Origin of the sequence: Shewanella sp. SM21 (assembly GCF_025654335.1) — a bacterium.
Classification (GTDB): domain Bacteria; phylum Pseudomonadota; class Gammaproteobacteria; order Enterobacterales; family Shewanellaceae; genus Shewanella; species Shewanella oncorhynchi.
Window position 1 is genome coordinate 21,014 of record NZ_JAKKRL010000018.1, and the last position, 19,452, is coordinate 40,465.

Annotated in this window: 24 protein-coding genes; 11 read left to right on the forward strand and 13 right to left on the reverse strand. The window is 46.1% G+C overall.

The genetic code is table 11. From position 1 onward, the window contains the following. Nucleotides 1-67 precede the first annotated feature (67 nt). From mgtE to L5L94_RS19485, 11 genes are all read right to left on the reverse strand, one after another. Nucleotides 68-1,432, reverse strand: coding sequence for a magnesium transporter (mgtE, locus tag L5L94_RS19435; RefSeq protein ID WP_113939980.1), 1,365 nt, complete (start codon nt 1,430-1,432; stop codon nt 68-70). Between the two features lie 256 nt (nt 1,433-1,688). Beyond that, entirely contained in the window at nt 1,689-1,964 is a 276-nt protein-coding gene (locus L5L94_RS19440) for an HPr family phosphocarrier protein (RefSeq protein WP_006083073.1), read from the reverse strand. After that, complete coding sequence (rapZ, locus tag L5L94_RS19445; protein WP_113939979.1) at nt 1,951-2,805, reverse strand: RNase adapter RapZ; 855 nt, start codon at nt 2,803-2,805, stop codon at nt 1,951-1,953. The genes L5L94_RS19440 and rapZ overlap by 14 nt, the downstream gene beginning before the upstream one ends. Then, nucleotides 2,802-3,245 carry a PTS IIA-like nitrogen regulatory protein PtsN gene (gene ptsN, locus L5L94_RS19450; RefSeq protein ID WP_006083071.1) on the reverse strand — a complete coding sequence of 148 codons (444 nt, stop codon included), beginning with the start codon at nt 3,243-3,245 and terminating at the stop codon, nt 2,802-2,804. The genes rapZ and ptsN overlap by 4 nt, the downstream gene beginning before the upstream one ends. 2 nt (nt 3,246-3,247) lie before the next feature. Further along, nucleotides 3,248-3,535 (reverse strand): ribosome hibernation promoting factor, encoded by a 288-nt coding sequence (gene hpf, locus L5L94_RS19455; protein ID WP_006083070.1) that lies wholly within the window; start codon nt 3,533-3,535, stop codon nt 3,248-3,250. 28 nt (nt 3,536-3,563) lie between these two features. Further along, a complete protein-coding gene (locus L5L94_RS19460; protein ID WP_263164656.1) occupies nt 3,564-5,042 on the reverse strand; it encodes an RNA polymerase factor sigma-54 in 1,479 nt (492 codons plus the stop codon). A gap of 107 nt (nt 5,043-5,149) precedes the next feature. After that, on the reverse strand, nt 5,150-5,881 hold the full coding sequence (lptB, locus tag L5L94_RS19465; RefSeq protein ID WP_105251392.1) for an LPS export ABC transporter ATP-binding protein: 732 nt from the start codon (nt 5,879-5,881) through the stop codon (nt 5,150-5,152). After that, entirely contained in the window at nt 5,878-6,432 is a 555-nt protein-coding gene (gene lptA, locus L5L94_RS19470; protein ID WP_105251393.1) for a lipopolysaccharide transport periplasmic protein LptA, read from the reverse strand. The genes lptB and lptA overlap by 4 nt, the downstream gene beginning before the upstream one ends. Beyond that, complete coding sequence (gene lptC / locus L5L94_RS19475) at nt 6,419-6,979, reverse strand: LPS export ABC transporter periplasmic protein LptC (RefSeq protein ID WP_105251394.1); 561 nt, start codon at nt 6,977-6,979, stop codon at nt 6,419-6,421. Before lptC ends, lptA begins: the two co-directional genes overlap by 14 nt. Next, entirely contained in the window at nt 6,976-7,527 is a 552-nt protein-coding gene (gene kdsC / locus L5L94_RS19480; RefSeq protein WP_028759542.1) for a 3-deoxy-manno-octulosonate-8-phosphatase KdsC, read from the reverse strand. The genes lptC and kdsC overlap by 4 nt, the downstream gene beginning before the upstream one ends. Beyond that, on the reverse strand, nt 7,527-8,504 hold the full coding sequence (locus tag L5L94_RS19485; RefSeq protein WP_168825500.1) for a KpsF/GutQ family sugar-phosphate isomerase: 978 nt from the start codon (nt 8,502-8,504) through the stop codon (nt 7,527-7,529). The genes kdsC and L5L94_RS19485 overlap by 1 nt, the downstream gene beginning before the upstream one ends. Nucleotides 8,505-9,147: 643 nt before the next feature. Here L5L94_RS19485 and mlaF point away from each other — a divergent pair. The 7 genes from mlaF to murA are packed head-to-tail and all read left to right on the forward strand — an operon-like array spanning nt 9,148 to nt 13,779. Beyond that, complete coding sequence (gene mlaF, locus L5L94_RS19490; protein WP_263164658.1) at nt 9,148-9,966, forward strand: phospholipid ABC transporter ATP-binding protein MlaF; 819 nt, start codon at nt 9,148-9,150, stop codon at nt 9,964-9,966. Then, a complete protein-coding gene (gene mlaE, locus L5L94_RS19495) occupies nt 9,963-10,748 on the forward strand; it encodes a lipid asymmetry maintenance ABC transporter permease subunit MlaE (RefSeq protein ID WP_105251396.1) in 786 nt (261 codons plus the stop codon). Before mlaF ends, mlaE begins: the two co-directional genes overlap by 4 nt. A gap of 56 nt (nt 10,749-10,804) precedes the next feature. Further along, nucleotides 10,805-11,278, forward strand: a complete 474-nt coding sequence (gene mlaD, locus L5L94_RS19500; protein WP_028759401.1) for an outer membrane lipid asymmetry maintenance protein MlaD — start codon at nt 10,805-10,807, stop codon at nt 11,276-11,278. A gap of 11 nt (nt 11,279-11,289) precedes the next feature. Beyond that, nucleotides 11,290-11,952: a phospholipid-binding protein MlaC gene (locus L5L94_RS19505; RefSeq protein ID WP_105251397.1), complete on the forward strand. Its 663-nt coding sequence runs from the start codon at nt 11,290-11,292 to the stop codon at nt 11,950-11,952. After that, nucleotides 11,949-12,233, forward strand: coding sequence for a lipid asymmetry maintenance protein MlaB (locus L5L94_RS19510; RefSeq protein WP_105251398.1), 285 nt, complete (start codon nt 11,949-11,951; stop codon nt 12,231-12,233). Before L5L94_RS19505 ends, L5L94_RS19510 begins: the two co-directional genes overlap by 4 nt. A gap of 19 nt (nt 12,234-12,252) precedes the next feature. Then, entirely contained in the window at nt 12,253-12,510 is a 258-nt protein-coding gene (locus tag L5L94_RS19515; RefSeq protein WP_006086065.1) for a BolA family protein, read from the forward strand. A 9-nt stretch (nt 12,511-12,519) separates the two neighbouring features. After that, on the forward strand, nt 12,520-13,779 hold the full coding sequence (gene murA / locus L5L94_RS19520) for a UDP-N-acetylglucosamine 1-carboxyvinyltransferase (protein ID WP_105251399.1): 1,260 nt from the start codon (nt 12,520-12,522) through the stop codon (nt 13,777-13,779). Between the two features lie 98 nt (nt 13,780-13,877). Here murA and degS read toward each other — a convergent pair whose 3' ends face one another. Continuing rightward, the gene (degS, locus tag L5L94_RS19525) at nt 13,878-14,960 is read right to left on the reverse strand and encodes an outer membrane-stress sensor serine endopeptidase DegS (protein WP_105251400.1); all 1,083 of its coding nucleotides are present in this window, start codon (nt 14,958-14,960) and stop codon (nt 13,878-13,880) included. Between the two features lie 115 nt (nt 14,961-15,075). After that, nucleotides 15,076-16,428, reverse strand: coding sequence for a Do family serine endopeptidase DegQ (gene degQ / locus L5L94_RS19530; protein WP_105251401.1), 1,353 nt, complete (start codon nt 16,426-16,428; stop codon nt 15,076-15,078). A gap of 412 nt (nt 16,429-16,840) precedes the next feature. On the opposite strand from degQ, the gene zapE reads away from it, so the two are divergent. The 4 genes from zapE (at nt 16,841) to L5L94_RS19550 (ending at nt 19,406) form a co-directional block, all read left to right on the forward strand. After that, nucleotides 16,841-17,953 (forward strand): cell division protein ZapE, encoded by a 1,113-nt coding sequence (gene zapE, locus L5L94_RS19535; protein ID WP_263164661.1) that lies wholly within the window; start codon nt 16,841-16,843, stop codon nt 17,951-17,953. A gap of 290 nt (nt 17,954-18,243) precedes the next feature. After that, nucleotides 18,244-18,672, forward strand: a complete 429-nt coding sequence (rplM, locus tag L5L94_RS19540; RefSeq protein ID WP_105251403.1) for a 50S ribosomal protein L13 — start codon at nt 18,244-18,246, stop codon at nt 18,670-18,672. Nucleotides 18,673-18,686: 14 nt separating this feature from the next. Beyond that, nucleotides 18,687-19,079: a 30S ribosomal protein S9 gene (rpsI, locus tag L5L94_RS19545; RefSeq protein ID WP_006083052.1), complete on the forward strand. Its 393-nt coding sequence runs from the start codon at nt 18,687-18,689 to the stop codon at nt 19,077-19,079. A gap of 138 nt (nt 19,080-19,217) precedes the next feature. Continuing rightward, the gene (locus L5L94_RS19550; protein WP_198573776.1) at nt 19,218-19,406 is read left to right on the forward strand and encodes a DUF2065 domain-containing protein; all 189 of its coding nucleotides are present in this window, start codon (nt 19,218-19,220) and stop codon (nt 19,404-19,406) included. Nucleotides 19,407-19,452: the final 46 nt, after the last annotated feature.

Sequence of the window (19,452 nt, forward strand, 5' to 3'; positions counted from 1 at the left end):
TTCCAGCGGGATAAAAAACGGCACCTTTGAGGTGCCGTTTTTGTTATTAGCTCAAACGGTTAAAGCGTTAGTTCATCAGGTAGAGCGTCGCTAACCCGAGGAAGGCGAACAGGCCAACCACGTCAGTGACTGTAGTGAGCACCATACCGCCAGCGAGGGCAGGATCGATTTTAAGTCTTTTTAAAATCAATGGAATACTCGCACCTGCAAGCCCTGCTACTGTCATGTTGATCAGCATGGCGCTACCAATTAAGCCCGCCAGTGCCATATCATCCTTCCATAGCCACACGGCGACAAAGACTAAAATCGACCACATCAAACCATTGAGAAAACCAATCGATAGCTCTTTACCGATAAGCCAGCGAGCGTTGCTTTGGCCGATATGGCCTAAAGCAATACCGCGGATCACGAGCGCTAAGGTCTGATTACCGGCAACACCGCCCATGCTAGGGACAATCGTCATTAGGATGGCGATAGTGGCAAATTGCTCAATAGTGCCTTCAAACATATTGCTGACCGACGATGCGAGCAGGGCGGCGAATAAGTTTATGGTGAGCCAGAGCGAGCGACGTAGGGTACTTTTTAGTACAGGACCAAAGGTATCTTCATCTCCGTCCATCCCCGCCATACCCATCATGGAATGTTCAGCATCTTCGCGGATAACATCGACTACGTCATCGATTGTGATACGCCCGAGCAGCTTACCATCACTGTCGACGACAGGTGCCGATACCCAGTCATTGCGTTCGAATTTCTGCGCGACTTCGCTGTCGGACATGCTCACCGGAATACTTTGAATATTGGGATCCATGATATTGCGAATTGTGGTGCTTGGCGCGCAAGTCAGCAGATCTGCCAGCCTAACACCGCCAAGGACTTTGTCCTGTTTGTCGACCACATATAAGGTATCTGTGGTGTCGGGTAGGTTGCCCCTTTGCCGAAGATAGCGCAGCACCACATCGATATTCACATCGGGTCTTAAGGTGACAGTATCCGTGTTCATCAAGCTGCCGGCGGTCTCATCTGGATAAGATAGAGCTTGTTCTACCCTCAGGCGATTTTGCTCCGTCATCGACTGCAACACTTGTTTGTAAACGGCGTCGGGAAGACTTCGCAGAATATAGGCGAGATCGTCGGTGTCCATGCTTGCTGTCGCTTTCGCGACTCGCTCAGGGCTCATGCTGCGGATCAGTGGGTCTTTGAGCTCTTCACTCAACTCATCGAGTATGTCGCCTATTTGTTCCTGATCGATGAGCTGCCACAATACTTGTCTGGCACTTGGCGGTGATGATTCTAAGATCAGCGCGATATCTGAGGCGGCCATTTTTTGCAGCATATTGCGCACGTGTACGAACATGCCGCTGCTAAGCGCTTGGTTTAACTGGTCAAGACTATGTCCGGTGTGATCGTTTTCTGCATTATCTACGGGCATTTGTCCTCCATTGTGCGGCAAATTGGTTTGAGATCTTAGTGTTGGGCTAGGATTTTACGGTGACTAAGCGTCAGTCGATGACACAGATTAAGACGGCTAAGGTAAGGTTAAGGCCAGCGCCAGCGCAATGACCGCTAGTGTAATCGCCTGTGGCTTGTATCGTCGAGCGACAAATGTTTTGCCATGTGTGAATGGCAAGTTTTTTAAACTAGACATGAAGTGAAACTAACGATGAAGTGCTTAGTGTGAAGTGAAACTAACAGGCTTCGTCAAACTTAGCGTCGATTAAGGCACAAATGGCATCGAGAGCCGGCTCTGCATCTGGGCCTTCGGCGATAAGCTTGATGGTCTTACCCATGCCAGTTTCAAGCATCAGTAAGCCAAGTACACTGGCGGCCGATGCTTGTTTATCGCCTTGGATTAAGGTGATGGTCGCATCAAACTCGGAAGCCAGTACCACCAACTTAGTGGCGGCACGGGCATGTAAACCGAGCTTATTACAGATGGTTATCTGACGTTCAAGTTTTGGCATTATTGAGCTCTCGATGACGGGCATAAACTTTATGTTTACCGTTACTAAAGCGTTTGGCCAATTGCTCTGCGACGTAAACCGATCTGTGCTGTCCACCTGTGCAGCCAATGGCTACCGTTAAATAACTGCGATTGTTACGCTCGAGGTGCGGCAGCCAAGTCTCCAGTAAATTTTCGATTTGCCAGATGAACTTATTAACCAGTGGTTGACGATTTAAGAACTCAGCTACGGGTTCATCTAAGCCAGTCAATGGCCGCAGCGCCAACTCCCAGTGGGGATTGGGCAGGAAGCGCACATCGAACATAAAGTCGGCTTCGGTGGGCATTCCGTGCTTAAAGCCAAAGGACTCGAAGTTGATCACGAGTTCTTTATCGACACTACCAAGGAGAATTTGTCTGACTTGGTCGCTTAAATCATAGATATTCAAATTCGACGTATCTATGTAGTGATCGACCAGTTTTGACATAGGCTCGAGCAGTTTCCCCTCCAGCTTTATCGCTTCTTGCAAAGAGACTCGGCTCTTCGACAAAGGATGCAAACGGCGGGTTTCGCTGTAACGCTTGAGCAGAATTTTATCGCTGGAGTTAAGGAAGAAGCTCGTTAACTCAGTATCTGGAGGTAGGCTAGCGAGTTGTTTTACTAAGACCTTATCCTGCTCAGGCATGTTACGCACGTCGACACTGATGGCGACGAGATCGTTACTGCCTTTGAGTTGCTCAAGCAAACTGCCAATCAATGGCAAGGGAAGGTTATCGACACAATAATAGCCGAGATCTTCGAGTACCCTAAGGGCGACAGATTTGCCTGAGCCTGAGCGGCCCGACACTATGACCAGTTTCATCCAGTGATTACCTGATAGAGTTCCGTTTCATCATGCGTCTTGCGTAATTGCTTTAATATTTGCTTGTCGCTCAGCTTTTCGGCCATGCAAGACAAGGTACTTAAGTGCTGCTGACATTGGTCTGCAGGCACCAGTAGTGCAAATAAAATATCAACAGGTTGCTTATCGATAGCATCAAATGCTATCGGCTCTTCACACTTAATTAGTATGGCAATGGGCTGATCTATATCGGCTAGTCGACCATGTGGAATGGCGATGCCGTTACCTATACCTGTGCTCCCCATCTTTTCGCGCGCCACTAGGCTTTCGAATATCTCTTGAGATGAGAGGGTCGGGTACTGGGCAGCGACTAAGTCGCTGATGAGTTCCAGTACCTTTTTCTTGCTGCCCGGAGTGGCGCAGGTAGTGCACTCCGGCCGCAGTATGGTACAAAGTTCCATTATTAGTGTTTTGTTAACTTCTCTTTGTGTTTAATAACCTGACGGTCAAGCTTGTCAATCAGGGCGTCTATAGCGGCATACATGTCAGCATGCTCTGAAGTAGCAAAAACTTCACCACCTATGAGGTTTATTCTCGCTTCGGCAATCTGTTGCATTTTCTCAACATTGAGCACAACGTGCACATTATTGATCTGTTCGAAATGGCGTTCAAGTTTTGAAAACTTTTCTTCTACATATGCACGTAACGATTCGGTAATTTCGACATGGTGTCCACTTAGGTTTATTTGCATAGAAACGTCCTCCGATATCCACTGTAGGTTATAAACTTTTACGCTGATTAGAAGGTGGAATAAGCATAGCCTCTCGGTACTTCGCAATGGTTCTGCGGGCTACGTTGATCCCTTGTTCTGCCAGAAGTTGTGCCATCTTACTATCGCTTAATGGTTTTTTCTGGTTTTCCGCTGCCACCAGTTTCTTTATAAAGGCTCTGATTGCTGTGGATGAGCACTCACCACCATCGTCAGTACCGACGTGGCTAGAGAAGAAGTATTTTAGTTCAAAAAGTCCCTTAGGGGTATGCATGTATTTTTGAGTTGTGACCCGTGAGATGGTGGACTCATGCATTTCTACCGCTTCGGCAATATCGTTAAGCACCATAGGCTTCATGGCTTCTTCACCATACTCAAAGAAACCTTGCTGATATTGCACTATGCAATTAGCAACTTTAAGCAAAGTATCGTTACGGCTTTCTAAGCTCTTAATAAACCATTTAGCCTCTTGCAGATGGCCGCGAATAAATTGGCTATCGGCTTGGTTTTTGGTACTGCGTGCCATAGAAGCATAATGTTGATTTACATTGATTTTTGGCATGCAGTCAGGATTAAGCTCAACGACCCAGCGGCCATTTTTCTTCGACACAGACACATCTGGGATAACGTATTCGTCATTATTGGGCGTGATCAACAAACCTGGGCGAGGATTGAGGGTTTGGATAAGTGCTATACCATCCCTTAATTCATCTTCTTTTAATTTAGTCTTACGCATCAATAACCTAAAATCACGGGCGGCGATCAGATCTAAATGATCTTTGATCAGTATACGGGCGTTTTCTAGGTTGGGAGTATCAGCGGCGAAATGCGACAGTTGGATCAGCAGGCATTCACTTAAATCGCGGGCGGCAACGCCTATGGGATCAAAATGCTGAATACGCTTGAGTACGGCTTCGACTTCGTCAAGCTCAACTTCAGGATTGCCCATGGCTTCGAGAATTTCTTCAGTGCTTTGGGTGAGATAGCCCTGATCGTCGATGGCATCAATAATGGCGGTGGCAATGGCTAAATCGGTTTCAGAAAACGGCGTGAGGTTTTTTTGCCATTCTAAGTGTTCGTACAAACCTTCACTGGTCTCGCCTTGGAAGGGCATATCGTCTTCACGACTGCCGCCGGGGCCTGAGTTTGGGGAGGCGGTAAACACTTCATCCCATGTGGTGTCCATGGGGAGCTCATCGGGCATGGATTCTTTGGTTAGCGACTCTGCCGTATCTATGGTGGAGCTGTCTTTTTCTGGTGGCAGAGTGCTAGATTCACTGAAATCCGTATCGGATAGCGTTTGGTTTACAGGGGTTTTAGTGGCGTCGAATTGATCCTCTTCCAGCTCGAGAAGGGGATTAGAATCTAATGCTTGCTGGATCTCTTGCTGCAGTTCTAATGACGACAGTTGCAACAGACGTATAGCCTGTTGTAGTTGTGGCGTCATGGTTAACTGTTGACCCAGTTTGAGCTGGAGTGACGCTTTCATGTTACCGCTGATCCCTACGTTATTATTGTTGGATGAGGTCGCTTATTATCATTTTGAGTGAAGCCCAATGGCGGTATAAATTGCCTCCATTGGCTTCGCTCGATTAACTATAGCCTGAATTGTTCACCTAAGTACACAGCCCTAACTTGCTGATTGTCTAAGATCTCTGCTGGAGTTCCTTCGGCAATCAGGTTTCCGTGACTCACAATATAAGCATGTTCACATACATCTAATGTCTCGCGGACATTATGGTCTGTGATCAGTACGCCAAGGCCGCGACTTTTGAGTTGTTCGATAATCTTCTTGATGTCGATAACCGAAATAGGATCGACGCCGGCAAACGGTTCATCGAGCAAAATGAACTTAGGATTAGCGGCTAAAGCCCGCGCAATTTCGACGCGACGACGTTCGCCACCCGACAATGACATGCCTTGGCTGTCACGGATGTGGGTGATATGAAACTCTTCGAGCAGATGTTCTAGTTCTTCTTCTCGTTCTTCGTTTTTAAGTTCTTTACGAGTTTGCAGTACGGCCATGATGTTGTCATGAACAGTTAGCTTACGAAAGATACTGGCTTCCTGCGGTAAGTAACCTATGCCTTTGCGGGCACGCAGATGCATAGGATCTGCGGTTAAATCATCATCGTCGATAAAGATATGCCCCTTATCGCTCTTCACTAGCCCGACAACCATGTAAAAGGTCGTGGTTTTACCGGCACCGTTTGGACCGAGTAGGCCAACGACTTGACCGGTTTTTACCGTCAGACTGACGTCTTTAACCACTTGGCGACTCTTGTAACTTTTTGCCAGATTTTGTGCTCTTAAGGTGATTTGGGTCATTTAGAGTCCTGCTTTTTTACAGGTTTATCCGCTGGAGCATCTGATTTAGCATCATCTTGATAGTTTTCTGGCTGAATAATAGTGATCACGCGATCGTCACCACTGCCAGTACTCTCGGCCATCAATTTCTGTTGAATCATGTTATAGCGGATTAAATTGCCTGTAACTTGGCTACCCGCTTGATCTAATGACGCCATACCTTTCAGAGTTAAGGTGCGGCTTGCCATATCGTAACGAATTTCTTTCGCGCTCGCCGATGCAGGACGGCCATCGTCTAATATCTGGCTATACGTAGCAGGGTTGCCTGTGGCGACTAAAGTTTTGCTATTTTCACCTTCAGCGGAAAATGCACGCAGTTCATTTGCTTGGATTTTTATTGAGCCTTGGGTAACTTCCACCGGACCAAAGAAGATGATCTGGTTGTTTTTGATATCCGCAGTTTGGCTCACAGCTTTAATTTTGACTTCTTGCTTTAAGTCGCCCACTTTCGCGAAAGCACTCATGCTCATAATTAGCATTAGGCTGGCAAGTAATACGTTATTTTGCTTCATATGTTCCTACTACCTGACTGGTCAATTGCACTTCTTGCGCGTTGAGGTCGGCATAAAGGCCTTGGCCTTGAATATTAAAATCTTTCCCTGTGACGTAAATGGTACGGTCAGAGGTCATTATCATAGTGTTGAGATCGAGTTCCAGATAACTGGTGGACAAGGTCTGAATCGGTTCTTCTGGGCTAATGGCATCGATAATAACATTATTTTCTAATACAACCTTGCCAGTTTCCTTGTTTAGCTTGCCCTGATCTGCCCTGAGCTGCCATTGTGCTTTACCTTGGTCTGGATAAACAAGATAAACAGGTTGAGTAAAGAAAGTTTGATTCGTTGAATCATAATGTTCCATGTGTTTCGCCGTCACACGGCTATTCACTAGTCCTTGCTCATTGAACTCAACACTGCGCAGATCTTCAACGATGAAATCTGGGGTATTTTGATCTTTTACTCTGTTATCGGAATCACCGCTGTGTTTGTTCTGGACCTGCCAGTAAAGCGCTAGTGCGGTTCCAAAAAAAGCGATAATCGCGAGTGTCACACGACTCATATACTCATTCCATGGGCCGAAGTGAATTTATTTTGACTTAGGAGTAACAGATCTGTGAGTTCACGCAGTGCACCGTGGCCACCATTGAGCGTAGTCACAAAATGGGCGTGTTGGCGTACATAGGGGTGGCCGTCAGCAACACTGACCGCTAAACCGACGACATTCATCACGGGGAGATCGACAATATCATCACCGATATAAGCCACTTCTTCTGGGGTGACACCATAAAGTGCGAGCAATGCTTCATAGGGCTCGAACTTATTGTCTACGCCTTGGTAAATATGGGTAACACCAAGGGCTGTCATACGGTTTTCAACGATTTTAGATTGACGTCCTGTGATCACGGCGAGGTTGAAACCGCTGGTGAGTAGTGATCGCACGCCATAGCCGTCGCGAGTATGGAAGGCTTTGAGCTCTTCGCCGCTATTGCTCAAGTAAATACGGCCGTCGGAAAACACCCCATCGACGTCACAGATTAACAGTTTAATCTTTTGCGCGCGTTGCCACACATCATCACTGATTGGGCCGTAAAATCCTTGCTGTGGCATTAAATGACTCCTGCTTTTACCATATCGAGCATGTTAAGAGCGCCAATAGGATGGCGATCTTTATCGATAACAATTAATCCGTTGATATTTTTTGAGTCCATCACTTGCAGTGCTTGGGCGGCCAACACATTATCTGTGATCGTGACGCAGTTACGGGTCATCACATCGGCAATGGGCGTCGTGCGTAAATTCACTTCGGCATCAATAACGCGGCGTAAATCACCGTCGGTGAAGATACCAACCAGCTTGCGCTGATCATCGATAATCGCCGTCATGCCTAAGCCTTTCTTGGAGATTTCGTACAGAGCTTCTGTGATGCAAATATCGTGGTTGACGAGCGGTAAGTCATCACCGCTATGCATGACATCGCAGACTTTTAACAGCAACTTACGTCCTAATGCACCGCCAGGATGGGACATAGCAAAATCATCACGGGTAAAGCCTTTAGCTTGTAGTAGCGCAATGGCGATGGCATCGCCCATCACTAAGGTTGCTGTGGTACTTGAGGTTGGGGCAAGTCCAAGTGGGCAAGCCTCTTCTGGGACTTCAATACATAAATGCACTTTAGATAATCGCGCCATATTCGATTCGGGTTTACCCGTTACCGCAATAACAGGCACGCCCATACGTTGGATGACCGGCATTAAGGTGAGGATTTCACTCGACTCACCGGAATTTGAAATCGCTAAAATCACATCGTTATCGGCCAATACACCCAGATCGCCGTGGCTGGCTTCACCCGGATGCACAAAAAATGCTGGCGTTCCTGTGCTGGCGAGGGTGGCAGAAATCTTATTGCCGATATGGCCCGATTTGCCCATTCCCATGACAATCACTTTGCCAGTGCAGTTGAGGATCAACTCGCAAGCCTCTGCAAATTCAGCCGAATCAACATATTGATAAAGATTGTCTAGGGCTGACTTTTCAATGTCGATAACTTTACAACCCCATTGGCGCAGTTGTGATTTGTCTACCATGTCTATCTCTCTTTTTGCATTGTCTTTGTCGCCCCATTGATGGGATTGGAATAGCACAATTTGGTACGCGATAAAGATGATATGTAATAGGCTTTCTGCCAAGTATTAGTTTGTTTTCAGACAATTTAGCTTATGTCTTGCTGTGGTTAATTACCGAAAACAGCAAAACAATTGCGGCAGGCTAGAGCGATTGATCCGACTCGTCAAGTTCAGCTGCGTTAGCTATTCACGCACAATAACGTGTTTAGCGGCAGAAGGTCTTGAGCAATATCATCGTCTTTGTCGTTTATTTCAATGGATTTATCCCATATCGCAGCGGGTATTACCCTATGGGATGCCTCTATTGCGCAATTGCGTATCGACTCTCCCCGATAAAAGTGGGCGAAGAGTGAGCTAAGTGCGAACGAATTAGCCAATACTGCCAATTCTGCAACTAGGTTGAAAACATTAAGTAACATTTTACCTGTGCAGAGTGAAAACTTAGGGCGCATTTTCGCTGTAAATGAGGCAAATTGAAAGTATCGCAGGGCGATAGTGTCGATTCGGTTGTAGGTTAAAGCGCAATTACGTACAATTTGCGGCTCTTCGATTGGTCAGTCTCGGAAGACTAGGATCACCTCATTTGCAAATGTCGGAATCAAGCATGACTCAAGAACAAACGCCGTTGGTTGAGATCCGTAATTTGGGGTTTAGCCGCGGTCAGCGTGTGATATATGAAGATATTAGCCTGTCCATTCCAAGGGGCAAGGTGACGGCGATCATGGGGCCGAGCGGCATAGGCAAAACGACCCTGTTGAAATTGATTGGCGGCCAATTAACGCCTGACCATGGACAAGTGTTATTCGACGGTCACGATATCCATGGCGTGAGTCGCAATGAATTATTTAGTCTGCGTAAGCAGATGAGCATGCTGTTTCAGAGTGGCGCGCTGTTTACCGACATTAATGTGTTCGATAACGTGGCGTTTGCGCTGCGTGAACATTCTGGACTGCCTGAAGACATTATTCGCACTATCGTGCTGATGAAGCTTGAAGCCGTAGGTTTACGTGGTGCAGCTCAGATGATGCCAAGCGAGTTATCCGGTGGTATGCAACGCCGCGCCGCATTGGCTAGAGCCATAGCGCTTGAACCTGAAATGGTGATGTACGATGAGCCTTTTGCAGGGCAAGACCCAATATCGATGGGTGTGTTAGTAAAGCTTATTCGTGAGTTATCCGATGCGCTGAATCTGACTTCAATTGTAGTGTCCCACGATGTGGATGAAGTGCTTGGCATTGCCGATTATGTATATGTGGTGGCTGACAAAAAAGTCATCGCCCACGGCACCCCTGAAGAATTAAAGTACGCTGATAATCCGCAGCTGAAACAGTTTATTCAAGGTGCTCCGGACGGCCCTGTGCCGTTCCATTACCCGGCAAATGATTACCAGCAAGAATTAATGGCAAAAGGAGTTGGCAAGTGAAGTTAATCGACAGTATTGCCGACTTAGGCCGCAGCGCGATTGAGCTAGTGCTCGGTTTTGGCCGTGCAGGCCTTATGCTGTGGGGGGCGATTTTTCGCTGGCCACGCGTGCGTAAAGGTTTTCCATTATTAGTGCGCCAGATTTATGTGGTCGGTGTGCAATCCATGGTGATTATTTTAGTCTCAGGACTCTTTATCGGCATGGTGCTCGCACTGCAAGGCTATAACATCTTAGTTGGTTTTGGCACCGAAGAAAGCTTAGGTCCTATGGTGGCGCTCAGTTTACTGCGTGAGTTAGGGCCAGTTGTTACCGCGTTATTGTTTGCGGGACGGGCGGGTTCAGCATTAACCGCTGAAATTGGTTTAATGAAAAGCACTGAGCAGCTTTCCAGTTTAGAAATGATGGCGATTGACCCATTAAGGCAGATTATTGCACCGCGCTTTTGGGCTGGAGTGATCAGTATGCCATTGCTGGCGTTGATGTTTACCGCTGTAGGTATTTATGGCGGGCACCTTGTTGGCGTGGAATGGAAAGGGATCGACAGTGGTGCGTTTTGGTCGATTCTGCAGGCGTCTGTCGAATGGCGTCAGGACATAGTTAACTGCTTGATCAAAAGTGGTGTGTTTGCCGTAGTGGTCACTTGGATTGCGTTATATCGCGGTTATCAAGTGATCCCAAATCCGGAAGGCATCAGCCGTGCAACGACCCAGACTGTCGTTCAGTCGAGCCTCGCTGTATTGGCATTGGATTTTTTACTGACAGCCCTGATGTTTGGCCGCTAACGGAACACTGCGGATTTCGACACAGGTTAGATGGATTAACAGAGTGGTAGCTGAACATGTTGACACGAAAAATTGAATTATTAGTGGGTGTGTTTCTTTTAACAGGATTGGCCGCTTTTTTGGTCTTAGTCTTTAACGTCGCCAATATTGAAGTGAAAAGCAGCGATAGCACTTATACCATACAAGCCAATTTTACCAACATTGGTGGTTTGAAGGTGCGTTCGCCAGTCAAGGTTGGCGGTGTTGTCGTTGGCCGAGTGAGCAGCATAGATTTAGACCCAGTTAAGTTAGTGGCTGTGGTCACATTAGTGATGGACAAGCGTTACGATAAATTCCCTGAAACCAGTAGTTTAGCCATTTTGACTTCGGGTTTGTTGGGCGAACAATTCTTAGGGTTAACACCGGGTTTTGTCGACGATGATGTCAGTATGCTGAAAGATGGCGATAAGATTGACGACACTCGTTCGGCATTAGTGTTGGAGGAGCTGATTGGTCAGTTCTTATATAGTATGGGTTCGAAGGATAAATAGGGGTTACCGCTATGTTTAAAAACTTATCTCGTTTTTTATTGCCGTTAGTGATGGTTTTAGGGGCAACGAGCGCAGTTGCCGCTGATGTGGTTGTCGATACGACAGATCCGTATGCCATGGTGAAAGCCGTTGCCAATAAAACCTTCGATCGTTTTCACAAAGATAAAGCATTAATCGACGCAAATTCAGACCATTTAAAGGTGATTGTTCGTGAAGAACTCATGCCTTATGTCGATTATAAATACGCTTCTTATAAGGTATTAGGCCAATATCTTAAGGATTCAACCGAAGAGCAACGCAATCGTTTCGTCAATGCTTTTGAAGGTTATTTAATCTCTACTTATGCCCAAGCCTTTACTGAATATACTAATCAAAAAGTGGAATTCTCACCTGGGATTGATTTCAGCAAAGAGAAAATGGTCGATGTAAACGTGCAGATCATCGAAGCCGGTCGCCCACCGATTAAACTATTGTTTAAGGCGCGCCGTTTAAAGGATGACTCATGGAAGGCATTTGATTTAGTTGCCGAAGGTGTGAGCTTACTGTCTTCTAAGCAGTCGGAAATCTCTAATCTAATTCGCCAACAGGGTATCGATCCCGTGATTAAGATGCTCGAAGATCGCACTAAAGAGAAAGTGGTCATGAAGGCTAAGTCTGGGAAGTCACAGTCGTGATTGAATTTGTGCAACAGGGGACAGTTTGTCATCTTAAAGGGCGCATAACCCAAGCCGATGTCATTACACTTTGGCCACAGCGGCAACAACTGCTAAATGAGTCAACCCAGATATTGTCTCTGTCTGGGCTCGAATACAGTGATAGCGCTGGCATGGCATTTTTGCTGGCGTTAGTGCGTGAACATCGCAGCCAACTTGTATTGAGTTCTGCTTCACCACAACTTAAAAAACTAATTGATTTATATGATTTAGATGCCTTCTTTACCGAAGAAGCGCATTGAGAATAGGGTAATAGATTTCATGGAATGCAGCTTAATCGAACAGATTTTACGTGATGCGTTAGGGCTTGAAGAAGTTCACGCTAGCTCGGATGGTAGCCATTATAAAGTGATCGCCGTAGGTGAATGCTTCGATGGTATGAGCCGAGTCAAACAGCAACAAGCCATTTATGCACCGTTGACGGCACACATTGCCAGCGGTGAATTACATGCATTAACGATCAAAACTTTCACGCCGACTCAATGGAAACGCGAAAAAGTTTTCAACATGCCTAGCTAGTGAGGAAAAGTGGATAAACTAACAATTCAGGCAAGCCCCCCGCTTGCCGGTGATGTGATTATTTCGGGTGCTAAAAATGCAGCTTTGCCTATTCTGATGGCGGGTGTATTGGCTGAAACCGATTTTGTGGTTTCTAACGTGCCCAATCTGCGTGATGTGAGTACGAGCTGTAAATTATTACGCTGTCTCGGCGCTGAAGTGACTGAACTCGGTGACGGACAGATCCGCATTTCTACCACTAATCTGAATGAGTTTTGCGCTCCCTATGATCTAGTGAAAACCATGCGTGCTTCTATCTTGATCTTAGGGCCGTTATTGGCTCGTTATGGTACTGCTGACGTGTCATTGCCTGGTGGCTGTGCCATTGGCGCAAGACCAGTGAACTTGCACTTACATGGCCTCGAAATGATGGGCGCCAAGATTGAAGTGAAAGAAGGTTATATCAAGGCCCGTGTTGATGGTCGTCTTAAAGGCGCACATATCTTTATGGACATGGTGAGTGTTGGTGCGACCGAAAACTTACTGATGGCCGCAGCATTAGCCGATGGCGAAACCGTGATTGAAAACGCGGCCCGTGAACCTGAAGTGATCGATCTCGCTAATTGCTTAATTGCCATGGGTGCAAAAATCACTGGTGTAGGCAGTGCGACATTGCGTATTCAAGGGGTTGAGCGTTTACAGGGCTGTAATTACCGCGTGATGCCAGATCGTATCGAAACCGGTTCATTTTTGGTGGCCGCTGCGGTGACTCGTGGCCGTATTCGTTGTTTAAAAGCCGATCCTGCTTCACTGGAGTCGGTTATCGCAAAACTTGAAGATGCAGGCGCGACGATTACTACGGGCGAAGATTGGATTGAGCTCGATATGCAGGGTAAACGTCCGAAGGCGGTGAATATCAAGACTGCACCTTATCCTGGTTTCCCAACCGATATGCAGGCGCAGTTTTGTGTGCTCAATGCCTTAGCACAAGGCACGGCAACCATAACTGAGACTATCTTCGAAAATCGTTTTATGCATGTGCCTGAACTTATCCGTATGGGCGCTACCATGGAGCTTGAAGGCAACACCTGCATCATTCAAGGGATTGAATCTTTAAGTGGTGCTCAGGTAATGGCGACGGATTTACGTGCGTCAGCGAGTCTAGTGATTGCGGGCTTAGTGGCCGATGGTAAGACGATTGTCGATCGTATCTATCACTTAGATCGTGGCTATGAGCATATTGAGAATAAGTTTCAAGGTTTAGGCGCACAGGTTGTGCGTATTCAGTGATCTGTTACTGACTTAAGCTAATTTTGAATCATTAAAAAACCAGCTTAAAGCTGGTTTTTTTGTTTTCTGCATTTGAGCTCGTAATACTGAGTGACACTCTAGTTATCGATCACAACCTTCTCATCGATAATCACAGGTAACTCTTGTTGTTTACCTTGGCGTATCACAGTCATCATCACTTTTTTACCCGGTGTGGTTTCAGCTATGCGGTCCATTAGCATTTCAACGCCTGGCACATCTTCACCATCGTATTTAATAATCACATCCCTTGGCATTAGCAGGGCACGGGCCGCAGGGCCATTAGGATCGACACCCGTAACGAGCACACCTTTTAGATCGGGTAGATTAAGGATTTGTGCCACTACAGGGTTAATCGGCTCGCCAGAAATTCCTAAGGCACCACGGATCACGCGACCATTTTTAATCAACTTACCCATGATGCTGTGGGCTAATTTAATCGGGATAGCGAAGTTAATCCCGTGGCCGCCGCCTTCTTCACCCACTTGGAATGCTGCGGTATTGATACCGATAAGGCTGCCGTTAGTGTCAATGAGTGCGCCACCCGAGTTACCCGCATTAATCGCTGCATCGGTTTGTAGGAAGTCTAAGTAACCTGAACTTAAGCCGTTACGCCCCGTGGCACTGATGATGCCTTGGGTAATGGTCTGGCCTAAATTGTAGGGATTACCAATAGCGAGTACGACATCACCGACTTGAGGCGGACTGTCGAGATTAACGGGGACAATCGGTAAGTTATCGCCTTCAATTTTAAGTACCGATAAATCGGTTTCAGGATCGAAGCCAACCACTTCAGAGGTAAATTTGCGTCCATCTTGCAGGGCGACAACAATCTCATCGGCTTTCTTAATGACATGATAATTAGTGAGAATATAACCTTCTTTACTCATTATCACCCCAGAACCTAGACCTTGAAGTGAGCCTGAATTAAGCGGCCGATTCTGATCTATGCTGAGGCTATAAATATTCACAACGGCAGGAGCTGCACGGCGTACCGCCTTGGCAAAGGATAGCTCGACTGTGTTGTTGGCACGGGTTTGTAGCAGACTACTACCGAGGGATTGGTTATCGAAATAACGTGTCACTAATAAAAACATGGCCGCCATGATAAGGCCGAAAAGGGTGGCTTTACCGAGATATAACAGAGTGTCTTTTATAGTCATGGCAGGATGGATCTAGAAAAAGGTGAGTTAGATTAACATGTTTAATCGATGTAAGCATAGGGAACCTAAGCTCCCTATGCTTATCTATGGCAGAAAAAATGGCCTATTTTGTCGATTAACGTAGGACTAAATACAACATGCTCTTATCACGCATTATCTTCAGTGCAACGGCACCTTCTTGATCTTTAAGTTGTGCTTTCAGTGTCTTAAGATCTTTAATCGCAGTACGGTTAATACCGACAATCACATCTCCTTTTTGTAAGCCACTCATGGCCGCTGGTGAGCCTTGTGCGACATCGGTAATTTCAATGCCCTTAGATGAGTTTTCTAAGGACGCACCTTGCAGCATAGGATGCACGGCACCAGCCGCTGTTTCACTGGTTTGGCTCGCTTCACCTAAGGTCACTTTAACTGTTTTCTTATCACCGTCACGGATGAGTCCTAACTCAACGTTAGCACCTGCACCCATAGTGGCGACTTTAGCCCGCAGTTCTTGGAATGACTTAATACCACGGCCATCAACGCTGATGATAATATCACCTGCTTTTATACCGGCCTTCTCTGCGGCACTGCCCTTGGCTACTTCATTCACGAAGCCGCCGTGTTGAGTGTCTAAACCGAAACCTTGGGCGAGTTGGCTATCGAGATCACGTCCCGAAATACCTAATACACCGCGGCGTACTTCTCCGTGTTCGGCAATTTGTGCCACGAGGTTTTTCACCATATTAGCAGGGATGGCAAAGCCAATACCGACGTTACCGCCGCCCGGTGCTACGATTGCGGTGTTAATCCCAATTAACTCGCCGTTAAGATTGACGAGTGCGCCACCCGAGTTACCACTGTTAATCGCGGCATCGGTTTGAATAAAGTTTTCCAGCATTTCAATGCCTAAGCCGCTACGGCCTAAAGCACTAACAATGCCCGAGGTGACGGTTTGACCTAAACCGAAGGGATTACCAATGGCAACGGCAAAGTCACCTACGCGTAAATCATCGGAATCAGAGGCTTTGATTGCGATGAGGTTTTTCGCTTCAATTTGCAATAATGCGATATCTGACTCTGAGTCAGTACCAATCAGTTTTGCTTTTACTTCACGGCCATCGTGAAGACCAACTTGAATATCATCAGCACCGTCAATCACATGGTTGTTCGTGACGATATAGCCTTTTTCTGCGTCAATAATGACGCCTGAGCCTAAGCCTCTAAAAGGACGTTCTTGCACTTGCTCCTGTGGCGCATTAGGGCCGAAAAAGTAACGGAAAACATCAGGTACTCTTTGCTTAGAAACATGAGTCCCCGTTACCGCTACTGATACGACTGCGGGCGTCGTGCGCTCAAGCATGGGCGCAAGACTTGGAATGGATTGTCCCTCAACCGTCTGTGGAATGGCGGCCTGTGAGACGACAGGCATTATAGTCAGGGTCGCGGCTAACATTGCGGCTGAAAGTACAGATAATTTTGTTTTCATCTATTCATAACTCCAAATAAGGGTTGAAAGATCTGGATGTAATGCATCAGCAATCGTGCGAGTGCCAGATCAAATCTGTATCGGTACCGGCTATTTGCCTAGGTAATCACTCTGACTCGCACCTCATTGAAAAAGTTCATTATATTAATAAATGTTAATTTTTTTAGCCTATTTTATCGGCTGTTTCATACTTGTTTCTGAACAGAAATCTGTGGGCGAGATTAGGATTTTTCAAGCCCTAATGTCAGCGGATTTTGCCGATTTAAATGACCTACAGCATAGATGCTTATTAGACGTTTGTATGCAGTTTAGCGTTAAGGTAAAAGTCGTATTCTGCATTAATATATCCTGCGTCATATTGGCCGTGCTAATATCGTCACAGTTTTAATAAAGGACATAAGAGAATTTAAACGTGCCTCAGTTAAGCCCTTGGCAGCATTATCAAAAAGATCTTACCCGTGACGGTTTTTCCCATGATCCGGCTCAAGAAATTGCCGTTAAGGCGTTACAACGCGTCTATGAAGACTTAACTACGGCAGAAGAGCCGAGTTCTATTGTGGGGAAATTGTTTAGCGCATTAGGCTTAAAATCGGCACTAGCATCACCTAAAGGTCTGTATCTTTGGGGCGGAGTTGGGCGCGGTAAAACCTACCTGATGGATACTTTTTTTGATGCCTTGCCTGGTGAACAAAAATTGCGGGCTCACTTCCATCGCTTTATGCATCAATTGCATTTAGATTTGGATGAGTTAAAAGGCGTTCGCGATCCTTTGTTGGTGATTGCGAAAAAGATGGCTGCGAAATATCGCGTTATCTGTTTCGATGAATTCTTTGTCTCTGATATTACCGATGCCATGCTATTAGGTACGCTGTTTCAAGCGTTATTTAAAGAAGGCGTTGTGCTGGTTGCAACTTCGAATATTATCCCCGACGACTTATATAAAAATGGCTTACAGCGCGCACGTTTCTTACCTGCGATAGCCTTAATTAATCAACATTGTGAAGTGCTCAATGTGGATTCTGGCATTGACTATCGATTGCGTACCCTTGAGCAAGCAGAAATTTATCATCATCCATTAGATGCACAAGCTGATGCCAATCTTATACGTTATTTTAGTCAGTTAGCGCCTGAGTCTGAGGTGCTTACTGCTGACATCGAAATAGAAGGCCGCAGTATTAGTATTCGGCAGCAGGCGCAGGGCGTATTGTTGGCCGATTTTAGAGCGCTCTGTGATGGTCCACGAAGCCAGCGTGATTACATGGAACTTGCGCGGATTTATCATACTGTCCTCGTGAGTGGCATAGAACAAATGGGCGCCTTTTTGACAGGCGATGACATCGCAAGACGTTTTTTAGCTATGGTCGACGAATTTTACGAGCGCAATGTGAAGCTGATTGTATCGGCTCAAGTGCCACTCGAAGATATTTATGCCGATGGTTTGCTTAACTTCGAATTTAGGCGTTGCCGTTCACGCTTAATTGAGATGCAATCCCACGATTATTTAAAAACCGAACACCTGCCGTAACCCAGTAGTGTAAGAGTTTTGCATTAGCTGCGGCCTTAAATCACCAGAGGCTTGTTAATCCTTAGGATGACAAGTCCGATTGGTCGATATTTTATAATTTTTATCAAAATATCAGGTGATTTTTAACTCAGCTTTGTCTATACTCCGCCACCTGCCCACGTTACTCCGCCAATTGGGCGGAAGTTGTAAGCCGAAGTCGGTGCTCGAAGGGGTACTAAAAGGCAATTTTGTGTTGTTTGCAAATGCAGACAGCATGTGAGACAGAAAATTAACTTTGGGTTTTTGTAATAATGAAGACTTTTACTGCTACACCAGAAACTGTAACTCGTGACTGGTTCGTCGTCGACGCAGACGGCAAAACTTTAGGTCGTATCGCTACTGAAATCGCTGTCCGTTTACGCGGTAAGCATAAGCCAGAATACACTCCACACGTTGATACCGGTGATTACATCATCGTTGTTAATGCTGAAAAAGTGACTGTTACTGGTAACAAAGCGAAAGGCAAAACGTACTACTCGCATTCAGGCTTCCCTGGTGGCATTAAGCAAATCAGCTTTGAAAAGCTGCAAGCGCAAAAGCCAGAAATGATCATCGAGAAAGCAGTTAAGGGTATGTTACCAAAAGGTCCTCTGGGCCGTGCCATGTTCCGTAAACTGAAAGTTTACGCTGGCGCAGAACATAACCACACTGCACAACAACCTCAAGTTCTTGATATCTAAACGGGATTAAGCAAATGGCTGCAACTCAGTACTACGGCACTGGCCGTCGCAAAACCTCTACAGCTCGCGTTTTCGCTAAAGCAGGTAGTGGCAACATCGTTGTAAATCAACGTCCTTTGGATCAGTATTTTGGTCGTGAAACTGCTCGTATGGTTGTTCGTCAACCTTTAGAGTTAGTTGAAATGACTGACAAGCTGGACATCTATGTAACTGTTAAAGGCGGTGGTATCACTGGCCAAGCAGGCGCAATCCGTCACGGTATTACCCGTGCTCTGATGCAATTAGATGAAGCACTGCGTCCATCACTACGTTCTGCTGGTTTCGTTACCCGTGACGCTCGTAAAGTTGAGCGTAAGAAAGTGGGTCTACGTAAAGCACGTCGTAAGCCACAATTCTCTAAGCGTTAATTCGTTTTTGGAATATCAAAAAACCCAGCCTGTGCTGGGTTTTTTATTGGCTAAAAATTGACGGTATAAGAAAACTCTTCGGTTGGAGTATGCTGATATACAATAAATTTATATTAAGCGAGTGAGTTTGAGGTAAGCATGACTTTTCAGATTTTTATGCTAGCAGTGGCACTTGTGTTGGTTTTGGAAGGCCTTGGGCCATTATTATTCCCAAATAAATGGCGTCGTTATTTAAATGAACTCTCCCATCAAAATCAGCAAGTTATCCAGCGACTTGGTGGGGCATTAGTCACGGCTGGAGTCGTTCTTTGGGTTATTTTTGCATGAAAAATAGCCTGCTTGCCCTTATTAACTAAGATCTGTTAAAATTCTT

What these genes read in the sequence shown, in the direction of transcription:
- mgtE (WP_113939980.1), bottom strand. Translation starts at nt 1,432, where the DNA reads ATGCCCGTAGATAATGCAGAAAACGATCACACCGGACATAGTCTTGAC.
- L5L94_RS19440 (WP_006083073.1), bottom strand. Translation starts at nt 1,964, where the DNA reads ATGCCAAAACTTGAACGTCAGATAACCATCTGTAATAAGCTCGGTTTA.
- rapZ (WP_113939979.1), bottom strand. Translation starts at nt 2,805, where the DNA reads ATGAAACTGGTCATAGTGTCGGGCCGCTCAGGCTCAGGCAAATCTGTC.
- ptsN (WP_006083071.1), bottom strand. Translation starts at nt 3,245, where the DNA reads ATGGAACTTTGTACCATACTGCGGCCGGAGTGCACTACCTGCGCCACT.
- hpf (WP_006083070.1), bottom strand. Translation starts at nt 3,535, where the DNA reads ATGCAAATAAACCTAAGTGGACACCATGTCGAAATTACCGAATCGTTA.
- L5L94_RS19460 (WP_263164656.1), bottom strand. Translation starts at nt 5,042, where the DNA reads ATGAAAGCGTCACTCCAGCTCAAACTGGGTCAACAGTTAACCATGACG.
- lptB (WP_105251392.1), bottom strand. Translation starts at nt 5,881, where the DNA reads ATGACCCAAATCACCTTAAGAGCACAAAATCTGGCAAAAAGTTACAAG.
- lptA (WP_105251393.1), bottom strand. Translation starts at nt 6,432, where the DNA reads ATGAAGCAAAATAACGTATTACTTGCCAGCCTAATGCTAATTATGAGC.
- lptC (WP_105251394.1), bottom strand. Translation starts at nt 6,979, where the DNA reads ATGAGTCGTGTGACACTCGCGATTATCGCTTTTTTTGGAACCGCACTA.
- kdsC (WP_028759542.1), bottom strand. Translation starts at nt 7,527, where the DNA reads ATGCCACAGCAAGGATTTTACGGCCCAATCAGTGATGATGTGTGGCAA.
- L5L94_RS19485 (WP_168825500.1), bottom strand. Translation starts at nt 8,504, where the DNA reads ATGGTAGACAAATCACAACTGCGCCAATGGGGTTGTAAAGTTATCGAC.
- mlaF (WP_263164658.1), top strand. Translation starts at nt 9,148, where the DNA reads ATGACTCAAGAACAAACGCCGTTGGTTGAGATCCGTAATTTGGGGTTT.
- mlaD (WP_028759401.1), top strand. Translation starts at nt 10,805, where the DNA reads ATGTTGACACGAAAAATTGAATTATTAGTGGGTGTGTTTCTTTTAACA.
- L5L94_RS19505 (WP_105251397.1), top strand. Translation starts at nt 11,290, where the DNA reads ATGTTTAAAAACTTATCTCGTTTTTTATTGCCGTTAGTGATGGTTTTA.
- L5L94_RS19515 (WP_006086065.1), top strand. Translation starts at nt 12,253, where the DNA reads ATGGAATGCAGCTTAATCGAACAGATTTTACGTGATGCGTTAGGGCTT.
- degS (WP_105251400.1), bottom strand. Translation starts at nt 14,960, where the DNA reads ATGACTATAAAAGACACTCTGTTATATCTCGGTAAAGCCACCCTTTTC.
- degQ (WP_105251401.1), bottom strand. Translation starts at nt 16,428, where the DNA reads ATGAAAACAAAATTATCTGTACTTTCAGCCGCAATGTTAGCCGCGACC.
- rplM (WP_105251403.1), top strand. Translation starts at nt 18,244, where the DNA reads ATGAAGACTTTTACTGCTACACCAGAAACTGTAACTCGTGACTGGTTC.
- rpsI (WP_006083052.1), top strand. Translation starts at nt 18,687, where the DNA reads ATGGCTGCAACTCAGTACTACGGCACTGGCCGTCGCAAAACCTCTACA.
- L5L94_RS19550 (WP_198573776.1), top strand. Translation starts at nt 19,218, where the DNA reads ATGACTTTTCAGATTTTTATGCTAGCAGTGGCACTTGTGTTGGTTTTG.